Source organism: Sphingobacterium sp. 1.A.4, assembly GCF_002734245.1.
Classification (GTDB): domain Bacteria; phylum Bacteroidota; class Bacteroidia; order Sphingobacteriales; family Sphingobacteriaceae; genus Sphingobacterium; species Sphingobacterium tenebrionis.
Genome location: NZ_PEAZ01000094.1, coordinates 1 through 9,994, shown reverse-complemented (window position 1 = coordinate 9,994; position 9,994 = coordinate 1). Strand labels below are relative to the sequence as shown.

Annotated in this window: 10 protein-coding genes; 8 read left to right on the top strand and 2 right to left on the bottom strand. The window is 42.3% G+C overall.

Going from position 1 to position 9,994, the window contains the following annotated elements; all coding sequences use genetic code 11:
- The 7 genes from CRJ00_RS19395 to CRJ00_RS15560 all read left to right on the top strand — a co-directional run.
- Positions 1-223: transposase (locus CRJ00_RS19395; RefSeq protein WP_218962196.1), on the top strand; the 223-nt coding region annotated here is incomplete at its 5' end.
- A 174-nt stretch (positions 224-397) separates the two neighbouring features.
- The gene (locus tag CRJ00_RS15585) at positions 398-3,712 is read left to right on the top strand and encodes a S41 family peptidase (RefSeq protein WP_099367680.1); all 3,315 of its coding nucleotides are present in this window, start codon (positions 398-400) and stop codon (positions 3,710-3,712) included.
- 129 nt (positions 3,713-3,841) lie between these two features.
- The gene (locus CRJ00_RS15580) at positions 3,842-4,507 is read left to right on the top strand and encodes a DsbA family oxidoreductase (RefSeq protein ID WP_099367679.1); all 666 of its coding nucleotides are present in this window, start codon (positions 3,842-3,844) and stop codon (positions 4,505-4,507) included.
- On the top strand, positions 4,507-5,436 hold the full coding sequence (locus CRJ00_RS15575) for a CPBP family intramembrane glutamic endopeptidase (protein WP_099367678.1): 930 nt from the start codon (positions 4,507-4,509) through the stop codon (positions 5,434-5,436). The genes CRJ00_RS15580 and CRJ00_RS15575 overlap by 1 nt, the downstream gene beginning before the upstream one ends.
- Complete coding sequence (locus CRJ00_RS15570) at positions 5,414-5,644, top strand: putative signal transducing protein (RefSeq protein ID WP_099367677.1); 231 nt, start codon at positions 5,414-5,416, stop codon at positions 5,642-5,644. Before CRJ00_RS15575 ends, CRJ00_RS15570 begins: the two co-directional genes overlap by 23 nt.
- Positions 5,634-6,431: a phosphatidate cytidylyltransferase gene (locus CRJ00_RS15565; RefSeq protein ID WP_099367676.1), complete on the top strand. Its 798-nt coding sequence runs from the start codon at positions 5,634-5,636 to the stop codon at positions 6,429-6,431. Before CRJ00_RS15570 ends, CRJ00_RS15565 begins: the two co-directional genes overlap by 11 nt.
- A 4-nt stretch (positions 6,432-6,435) precedes the next feature.
- Positions 6,436-7,098: a DUF2461 domain-containing protein gene (locus tag CRJ00_RS15560; protein ID WP_099367675.1), complete on the top strand. Its 663-nt coding sequence runs from the start codon at positions 6,436-6,438 to the stop codon at positions 7,096-7,098.
- Positions 7,099-7,146: 48 nt separating this feature from the next.
- On the opposite strand, the gene CRJ00_RS15555 is transcribed toward CRJ00_RS15560, so the two are convergent.
- The gene (locus CRJ00_RS15555; protein ID WP_099367674.1) at positions 7,147-8,340 is read right to left on the bottom strand and encodes an anhydro-N-acetylmuramic acid kinase; all 1,194 of its coding nucleotides are present in this window, start codon (positions 8,338-8,340) and stop codon (positions 7,147-7,149) included.
- A 74-nt stretch (positions 8,341-8,414) separates the two neighbouring features.
- Here CRJ00_RS15555 and gcvH point away from each other — a divergent pair, with 74 nt between their 5' ends.
- Positions 8,415-8,795 (top strand): glycine cleavage system protein GcvH, encoded by a 381-nt coding sequence (gene gcvH / locus CRJ00_RS15550; protein WP_099367673.1) that lies wholly within the window; start codon positions 8,415-8,417, stop codon positions 8,793-8,795.
- 61 nt (positions 8,796-8,856) lie between these two features.
- Here gcvH and CRJ00_RS15545 read toward each other — a convergent pair whose 3' ends face one another.
- Positions 8,857-9,597, bottom strand: a complete 741-nt coding sequence (locus tag CRJ00_RS15545; protein WP_099367672.1) for a hypothetical protein — start codon at positions 9,595-9,597, stop codon at positions 8,857-8,859.
- Between the last annotated feature and the right edge of the window lie 397 nt (positions 9,598-9,994).

Below are 9,994 nucleotides of genomic sequence, written 5' to 3'. Positions count from 1 at the left end.
TCAGATGAAAAGCAACAACAGGTTTACCCGGTTCACAATGAAAGGACTGGATAAAGTCGCTGTGGAATTCGGTTTGATGGCCATTGCCCATAACCTCAGAAAATGGGCAAAAAAGTGGAAAGACAAAGCTTTTATCGGTAAACCAGGTGGCAAAAACTCCCTATTTGCGATAAATCAAGCCATCAACATGCTGAAAAGTACAAAACATCGACTTGCAGCCTAATATTGCTCATGAAATTATAATGGAGCTCCAGAAAGCTATAAAACAGAAGAAGGTGCCTTTTTAGACACCTTCTTCTGTTTTTAACAATTAGGTAATATTTAAGATATAGAACCGCCTGAATAACAATAAACAGTCTAATTTTCCTATTTTTAGGATTCATTCCAAATCATGAATATGTTAAAATCAATATTAACCATTCTTGCACTTTCGGCGGGTCAATTAGTTATGGCCCAACAAGCTGGAGAAACCTTATTATTACGGAATCCAAGTATAAGTGACAAGCACATTACCTTTGTATACGGAGGTGATATATGGGTAGCGGATAAAAACGGCCAGAACCCGAGAAGATTAACAGTAAACCCAGCGGTCGAACAGAACCCAATGTTCTCTCCCGATGGAAACCAAATTGCATTTACAGGAAACTACGACGGTAATACCGATGTTTATGTGGTTTCAGTACAAGGAGGAGCACCAAAGAGAATCACCAGCCATCCGGCATCGGATGTATTGAGGGGTTGGATCTCCAATGACGAGGTTTACTTCACTACCCAAAGAGAGCTTACCTATTCCTTAGGAAGCCGTCTTTACAAATCCAAGATCAATGCTTCCGTAGATTATCCTTTGCCTATGCCTGAGGCCTACCAGGGTTCACCATCAGCAGATGGTCGTTATTGGGCATACATCAAAAACAGCGATCCTACTGAACGCGACCGTGTAGCTTTCAAGCGTTATCGCGGTGGTGGTATGCCTTCTATCTGGATCTTTGATACCAAAACCAACGATATTCAGATCGTTCCAGGTGAAAAATGTAATGATGTAAAACCGGTTTGGTTGGGCGATAAGGTTTATTTCCTTTCCGATAGGGATAAAACAGTAAACATTTTCAGCTATGACGTGAAGAGCAAACAGGTGGAGAAACTAACGAAGTTTGCTGATTATGATGTCAGGACGTTGAACGGAAATGCTGCTGAACTGGTGTTCGAGCAGGCAGGAAAGCTGCACATCCTGAATTTGGCGAGTAAAAAACACCAACCGATCAGCATCAGTCTGAATGCGGATGCGATGTACAAACGCTCCAGATATGCGGATCTGAATGAAAGTATCCGTGGTTGGGAGATTTCCCCAACCGGGCAGCGAGCGTTGTTCGAATCCAGGGGCGAGATCTTCTCGGTACCAAAAGATAAGGGTGATGCCCGCAATATCTCCAATTCTCCAGGAAGCCATGAACGTTTTCCGGCTTGGTCTCCAAATGGAAAATGGATTTCCTACCTTTCTGACAAGAATGGAAAATATGAATTGGTATTGCGTGATCAAAAGGCCGTGGACGAGCCGATCCATATCAAATTAGGAGAAACCAACTTCTATTTTCAACCAACATGGTCGCCAGATAGCAAGAAGTTATTCTTCAATGATTCGCATCTTAACCTTTACTATGTAGATATCAACAGCAAAAAGGTGGTTAAAGTGGCAGATGATTACCTTGGCTCCCATACCGGACGTTCCTATAACATGTTCCAGCCAAGCTGGTCGCCGGATTCCAAATGGCTTTCTTTTGTGAAAACATTGCCTAACGGTGTCTCTGCAGTGAACATGTACAATTTGGAAACCAAGCAGACCCAACAGATCACAGACGGCATGAGCAATGTGTCTTCTCCGATCTTTACCAAAGACGGTAAATACCTGGTATTCCTGAGCAGTACTGATGTAGGTTTGACCAATTCCGGACTGCACATGACCGCTTACGACCGTCGTCCGCAATACAATGCCTACGCTTTCCTTTTGTCCAGCGAAACGACTTCCATTTTCAAGAACGAAAGTGATGAAGAAACGGTAAAATCGGATGAACCGAAGAAAGAGGAAAAGAAGGAGCAAGAGAATAAGGATGCAAAAGACGATAAGGCTACTGGAAAATCAGCGGATAAAAAAGGAGCAGACCCTAAATCATCGGATGCTAAAAACGAGAAATCCAAAGATATCAAAGTTGATTTCGCCAACATCAACAGCAGAATCATGGCTTTACCGATCCCTGCGGGATCCTATGGCTTTGATGGGCATGTAGAGAACCAATTGATCTATACCCGCGATCGTAACATCTATGCCTTCGACCTAAATAAGCTGGAAGAGAAATCCTTGGTAGAGAATGCCGGTGGATTTACCATCTCTGCGGATGGTAAGCAGATGTTGTACAGCAGCCGTCAAGGTTATTACATCGTAAATGCGGGTCAGAAACCTCAGGGTGAAAGTGGTAAACTGAAATTGGATAACATCAAATTATTGGTGGAACCAGAACAGGAGTGGAAACAGATCTACAATGAGGTTTGGAACATGCAGCAGGATTTCTTCTATGTGGAGAACATGCATGGTGCGGATTGGGCAGCTGTAAAGAAAAAATATGAGAAATTCCTTCCATATGTAAACCACCGTTCGGACCTGGGCTACCTATTGAACGAAATGATGGGCGAGTTGGTTGTTGGGCATAGTTACATCTATCCTGGCGATGAACCATCTGCACCTTCTGTTTCATCGGGTGTTTTGGGCGCGGATTATGTGATCGAGAACAACCGGTATAAGATTTCCAAAATCTATAACCGTATGGATTGGAACCCTTCTTTTAAAGCGCCGTTGGCAGAGCCTGGATTGAACATCCATGAAGGCATGTATATCCTTGCGGTAAATGGCAAGGAACTAACCGCAGATATCGATATCTACAGCTTATTCGATAATACAGTAGGTAAACAGGTCAACCTGAAGGTGAATGATAAACCAAGTCTTTCCGGCGCGAAGGATGTGGTGGTAAAACCGATCTCCTTTGGAAACGAAGTAGGTCTTCGCCGTCAGGAATGGGTAGAAAGAAACCGCAAGAAGGTAGACCAGCTGAGCAATAACCAGATTGCTTATGTTTATATGCCGAATACAGGTAGAGAGGGATATGTTTCTTTCAACAGGTATTATTTCTCGCAAATGGATAAGAAAGCCCTATTATTGGACGAACGTAACAATGGAGGAGGTTCCGTGGCCGATTATGTGATCGACCTGTTATCGAGGGATCTGATTGCCGGTTGGGGTATCCGTGATGGAAGAAGCTTTACGACGCCAGGAAATGGAATTTTTGGACCTAAGGCGATGATCATCAATGAAAATGCTGGTTCTGGAGGAGATATGATGCCGTATATGTTCCGCCATAAAGGTTTGGGTAAATTGGTTGGCCGTACTACGATGGGAATCTTGGTCGGTATCAGTGGTTACCCGCCATTGTTGGATGGAGGAAGTGTTACAGCACCTAATTTCGGGGTATTTGACCTGAAAGGTAACTATATTATCGAGAATGAAGGGGTAGCACCGGACATCTTTATCGAGCAGACGCCGAAGGACCTGATCGAAGGTCGGGATCCGCAATTGGAAAAAACAGTTCAATTGTTATTGGAGGAAATGAAAACCTATCCATACAAAGAACTTAAAAAACCAAAAGATCCGGTTCGGGTGAATTAATATTTATTAATAAATAAGAAGAAGCCATATTCATTTCGGATATGGCTTCTTTTTTTGCATACCATATGTTTTGTTGTCTCCAAATTGCTTTGTTTTTCCAGATACTGGGAAATCTTGCTAAATTTGATTATGCTAATAGAAATCTGGTCAGACATTATGTGTCCCTTTTGCTATATCGGGAAACATCAATTCGATAAAGCCTTAAATGCTTTACCATTCAAGGAGGATATTGAAGTGCAATATAAGAGCTATCAATTGAACCCGGAATATACCCATGTGGAAGGCGATAGTACCTATGGGTTTTTAAGCCGTTCTAAGGGGATCAGTATGGAACAAGCGAAGGAAATGACCAATCATGTGGTACAGATGGGCAAACAGGCTCGTGTACATATTAATTTTGACACCAATATTCCTGCAAATACCTTTAAATCCCACGAATTGATCCATTTTGCGGCATCCAAGGGGAAAGCCAAGGAAATGAAGGAACGTTTGTTCGAAGCCCATTTTACAGAGGGCCTGAACATAGAGAAACTGGAGGTGTTGGTTCAGTTGGCTACCGAGGTCGGATTATTAGCAGAAGAAACCAAAGAAGCTTTACAGACGGATAGGTATGCAACGGCCGTGCGGCAGGATCTGCACGAGGCCAGACAGATCGGTATCCGCGGCGTACCATTCTTTCTCTTTGATCGTAAATATGCTGTTTCTGGCGCCCAGGGTGTAGAAGCATTTACAGAGGTCTTGGAAAAGAGTTATCAGGAATGGAAAGATAACAAACCAGAAATCACGAATAATTAATGGATTACCAAAAGCAGGGCTCAGCCTGGCAATCACTGTTCCTCTTATTGATCTTTACATTGGTTTGCGCCTTTGTGACCCAATTATTGGCGGTAATTGGCTATCTGCTGTTTTCAGGAGACTTTAAATCCATTCTTCAAAGTCAGGATATGAGCGGCATCATGGGGTCCAAGGGTTTCCTTTACACCTCGCTGATGGTGAGCAGCCTCGGCACATTCTTGTTTCCGGCATTGTTGCTCCAACAACGTGAAAAACAGGTGTTTGATTATTTTCCTACCGAAAAGAACCAGATCATCATATTGCTTTTGTTGACCCTTTTATTTCTGTTGGCCTTTAACCCCAGCATGGAATGGATCAGCCGCTTGAACCAGCAAATGATGTTGCCGGATTCGCTTGGAGGCGTAGAAGAATGGATGCGGGACAAGGAAGACAGTATGGCTGATTTGACCGAAAATATTGTCATGGTGGATAATATTCCTGGCCTACTGTTGAATATTCTGGTGATGGCGATTGTGCCGGCCATTGTGGAGGAATATTATTTCCGAGGGGCATTGCAGGGTATTCTGGGGCGGATCATTCCCAATATGCATGTGGCCATCTGGTTAACCGCCATCATCTTCTCGGCCATCCATGTGCAATTCTATGGTTTCTTCCCAAGAATGATCCTCGGATTGATCTTTGGCTATGCCTTTTATTGGAGCAAAAACATCTGGGTGCCGATATTTGGCCATTTTATCAATAACTTTACCGTGACCTTGGTCGCCTACTATTATCAGAAACAAGGAAAATCTTTTCAAGATTTACAGAACATGGAATCCTATTCTACTGTTTATTATATATTAAGTGTGGTATTTAGCATGGCCTTGGGCTATTATTTTTACCAGGTTACCCATAAAAAGAAAATCTATGAGCAATCCCAATTGGGTTAAAATACGGACCTATACGAACCGGGTCGAGGCAGAGATCGTGAAATTGATGCTGGTTGAAAATGATATTCCGGCCGTATTGATGAACAAACAGGATTCTTCTTATCCTGTTTTTGGAAACATTGAACTGCTTGTTGACAAGGAACATCAATTGGAGGCTGTTGCCCTGATCGATAGTTTCTCCGAAGAAGACCTGGAAAATGAAGACTAGAGCAATTACCGGTTTCTTCTTTGTGCTGGTTCTAGTGGCAGCAACCATTTTCAATGCCTATGTATTTGCGGCCTTTTTTTCCTTGTTGGGGATATTTTCCGCAAGGGAATTCTTCGGGATCTGTAGAACGGAGGATACCAAGCCACTGATGTGGATAGGAACCATCTGCGCAGCAGTACTGGCGTTATTGGCTTCCGGGGTCTTTTTGGGTCAGCTTCAGCCGTTGAGCCTGTTATTGGCGGTTCCTTTGGTTTCGCTCCTGTTCATCTCTTCCCTGTACCTCAAAAGGGAAAAACCTTTTCATGATATTGCTTATACCGTTTTGGGATTATGGTATGGCTGTGTTCCATTTCTGTTTTTTATCGGTTTGGGATTTTTGGACACGACGTTCAATCCGAATATCCCGATGGGATTTTTGATCATGCTGTGGTCCAATGATACAGGTGCTTACCTATCGGGTAGAGCATTAGGAAAACATAAATTGTTTGAACGGATCAGCCCGAATAAAACCTGGGAAGGCTTTATCGGCGGGGTGGTTTTGGCAATTTTGGTTTCCTTGTTGCTGAACCATTATTTTGTAGGACTAACGCAGATCCAATGGATCGCTATGGCCTTGATCATCGGGGTTTTTGGTACCCTTGGCGATCTGGTGGAGTCCATGCTGAAAAGAAGTTTAGGCATCAAGGATTCGGGACAGATCCTACCTGGGCACGGAGGTTTTCTGGATCGTTTTGACGGCCTGCTGATCGCCGCACCATTGGTTTATATCATACTGACTTTATTTTAATAGCATGAAGATCGAAAAATCTACTTTTGATTTCTTGAACAACCTGAAAGAGAACAACAACAGGGAGTGGTTCCAGGAAAATAAACCGGCTTATGAGGCTGCCTTAGCGAATGTAACCGCATTTATTGAGGCGATCATTGTGGAGCTTTCAAAATTGGATCCCCACATCAATACGGATATCTCTGCAAAGAAATGCTTGTTCCGGATTTACAGGGATGTTCGGTTTTCGAAGAATAAGGATCCTTATAAATCTTGGTTTGCAGCCGGAATTTCCATTGATGGCCGAAAATTGGCTGGTCCGGAATATTATATCCATATTGAACCGGAAGGAACTTTTTTGGCGGTAGGGTATTGGAGGCCAGAAAAGCAACATTTGGATGCCATTCGTCAGGAGATCGATTACAGTGCGGAGGAATTGTTTAAGGCATTGGAAAAAGGGGGCTGGAAAGCAGAGGAAATGTCTGCGGAGGATAGATTGCAGCGACCGCCTGCAGGATATGCGGCAGATAACCCACATATAGACCTTTTAAAGCACCGAAGCTTTATCTTGCACAAGAATATTGGCAGAAAGGATATGGAGTCTCCTAAGGCTTTAAAAACGGTTATTGAGACTTATTCTTCGATGATTCCTTTTAAGGATTTTATTCATCAGGCGATTGAGCAATAATAAAGCAATTTAATCTGACTAATAGAAGTTATACCTATCAAACAGCACTTATAAAGGGAGGCTGATCTTTCCCATACAGACCGCAGGGGAGTCCTTGATGTTTTCTACATCTTCTGGATTTCCTGCTACAGTTTCATTGGCCAGCACTGCAAATAGGCAGGCTTCCTTGGCATCGGGATCAATTCCTAAACTGGAGAAGGACTGAACCTGATTAGGAAAGGCTTCTTTGAGCTGTTTCATCAACAGCGGATTATGGAGTCCACCACCACTTACATACACCTGAAAACTTTCCAGTCCTGCAGTAGCTTTTTGGATTCCCTGTATCATGGTCTTGGCTGCAAAGGCATTTAAGGTGGCCATCATGTCCTCCTTGGAAAGTTTTTCCAGATCGGTGTTTTGTGTTATTTTTTCCAGGTAGGCGAGATTGAACAATTCAGGACCGGTGGTTTTTGGAAAACCCAGGCTCAAGAACTGTTCTTCCAACAATAGATCGAGGAGTTCGGGCTGTACCTTGCCTTTGCTGGCCATCTCGGCATCCTTGTCCATTTCCATTCCGAAGTGTTGGTGCATGAACTGGTTCATCATGGTATTTCCAGGACCCAGGTCGGTAGCATAGGCTTTTTGTTCCAAACCGATACTTGGAAGGAAGGTAAAGTTGGAAATGCCTCCAATATTCAATAATATCCGGTTTTCCTCAGGGTCGCTGAAGAGCAGGAAATCGCCATAAGCGGCCAAGGGAGCACCTTCGCCACCGGCGGCAATATGTTTCTGCCGGAAGTCGGATAGGGTGATGATACCTGTTTTAACGGCAATATGATCCGCATCTCCTATCTGTAGGGTGCTATTGGGCAATCGATGGTCCTTGGTGAGGGATTGGGGGGCATGAAAGACCGTCTGCCCATGACTGGCGATCAGGTCTATATCTTCGGGAGCTAAGCCCCAAGACGCTAGTGCTTCAAGGATTAAAGCAGCGTGTGTGCTGCCTACATAAGCATTTATTCCGCAGAGTAGCTGCTGATCAATCTGTCTTTTCGCGAATATTTCCCTGATCCAGTTCCGGAAATCATCCTGATAATCCAGAGTTACAAATTTTTCAAGTGAGATTTTAGAGCTTGGGCCAGAACCACTGATGCGGCAAAGCGCAATATCTAGACCATCAAGGGAAGTTCCGGACATTAATCCGATGATCAAACGTTCCTTTTTTTGGGCGATGCGGTAAAGGCTTTCGATGCAGGTATTCATAGGATAAAAATACATTTAAATTTGTAATATGCATTCTTAATCCTATTTTTGAAGGAAAAACAAATAATTACGACATGAATTTTCCTTCAGAATTAAAGTACACCAAAGACCACGAATGGATTCGTGTGGAAGGTGATGAAGCTGTTATTGGTATTACAGACTTCGCGCAACGCGAATTAGGCGATATCGTATTCGTTGATATCAATACTGTTGGTGAAGAGGTTGCTGCTAATGAGGTTTTCGGAACTATCGAAGCAGTAAAAACTGTATCTGATCTTTTTATGCCTGTTAATGCAGAAGTATTGGCAGTAAACGATGCGATCGATGCATCTCCAGAATTGGTTAACTCTGATCCTTACGGTGAAGGATGGATTATCCGTGTTAAATTAAGCAATGTTGCTGATATTGATGGCTTGCTTTCTGCTGATCAATATAAATCAGAAGTTAACGCATAAGTATTTTAATACATAAAAAAAGAGGCAGATCCACGGATCTGCCTCTTTTTTTATGGGAAGGTTATAAACCTTGTACGATATTGTTCAAATCTAAATTAATCCTCTGCCCATCTTGATTCAATTTCATTTTTATTGTCATTACTTTGGGGTAATGGGTGTTGGTATCTAATATGTAGGTACCTGAATAATCACCTATTTTGGTATTTGATGCATCTTGGATATCTCCTGTAAATTCAAAATTGTATCCCTCTGCTGTTTTGGAAAGGTATTTAGCATTCCTAATTACTGTCATTTCATTTGCAGTTTCCTTGGTTGTCCATGTATATCCTGGAGCCGCTGGTTTATCCGGTAATACAGATCCAGAAGTTAGGTTTTCAAAAGGGCTAAGAGCGGTTGTCCCTTCATCTTCGCTGCTCACTGCGCCCGCTTCGGTCATTTTCGTTGCCATCTTTTTACCAAGTAATGGTTCAAACTGTGCCGCGAAGATGGTTCCAATTTCATCGTCTGAAGGGTTTTCAGAATCATAACTTCCTTGCGCCATACCTGCATCAAGATCAATTTTTACCGCTTTTATGACGTTATCAACGGTGAAAATATTGTTTTCCAATTTGCTGGCCGTCATTTCTGTCTTGATATTCATATCCATTATAGTTCCTCCAGTTCCTCCTTCCACATCAATTTTGGCTTTTGCAACTTGGGTAAACGTTTTGTTTAATGGCAGTTTGATTTTAAATTCGGTAGTCTGTGCGCTCACTGTGGAAACAGCTGTTCCCAACAGAAATAATAGAAATAATTTTCTCATGAATTATGGTTAATAGTAATCTGATTTTTAAAAGTTCTCTTTAAATATAAAGAATAATCAGCAAATATTGTTAAAATAAAAAGGCCTCAACACGAATGGAGGGCACTGAAAAAGTCTCAACTTTTTAATGAGATTTAAAGAAATGACTGAGTACAAGATTTATCTTACTCGGTCATTTTTGTTCTAAGGATTTCTGAAAATTTGTTTTTTAATGGTTTTATTGAAGGTTTAATCGACCATGAGTGGCTATTTAGGCTTTCAGAATCTCAAATCCATTGATTTTGAGGTAATATTCCTCCTTTTTAGATCAATTTCAGGATTCTTTTCAAGTTTACCGTGAAGATGGCCATTGCACCCTGCATTTCCATATTTTGGATGCCATAGGAATCTGCTCTTC

Bases quoted from the DNA above. Each gene is read 5' to 3' on its own strand.
- CRJ00_RS15585 (WP_099367680.1), top strand. From the start codon at position 398: ATGTTAAAATCAATATTAACCATTCTTGCACTTTCGGCGGGTCAATTA.
- CRJ00_RS15580 (WP_099367679.1), top strand. From the start codon at position 3,842: ATGCTAATAGAAATCTGGTCAGACATTATGTGTCCCTTTTGCTATATC.
- CRJ00_RS15575 (WP_099367678.1), top strand. From the start codon at position 4,507: ATGGATTACCAAAAGCAGGGCTCAGCCTGGCAATCACTGTTCCTCTTA.
- CRJ00_RS15570 (WP_099367677.1), top strand. From the start codon at position 5,414: ATGAGCAATCCCAATTGGGTTAAAATACGGACCTATACGAACCGGGTC.
- CRJ00_RS15565 (WP_099367676.1), top strand. From the start codon at position 5,634: ATGAAGACTAGAGCAATTACCGGTTTCTTCTTTGTGCTGGTTCTAGTG.
- CRJ00_RS15560 (WP_099367675.1), top strand. From the start codon at position 6,436: ATGAAGATCGAAAAATCTACTTTTGATTTCTTGAACAACCTGAAAGAG.
- CRJ00_RS15555 (WP_099367674.1), bottom strand. From the start codon at position 8,340: ATGAATACCTGCATCGAAAGCCTTTACCGCATCGCCCAAAAAAAGGAA.
- gcvH (WP_099367673.1), top strand. From the start codon at position 8,415: ATGAATTTTCCTTCAGAATTAAAGTACACCAAAGACCACGAATGGATT.
- CRJ00_RS15545 (WP_099367672.1), bottom strand. From the start codon at position 9,597: ATGAGAAAATTATTTCTATTATTTCTGTTGGGAACAGCTGTTTCCACA.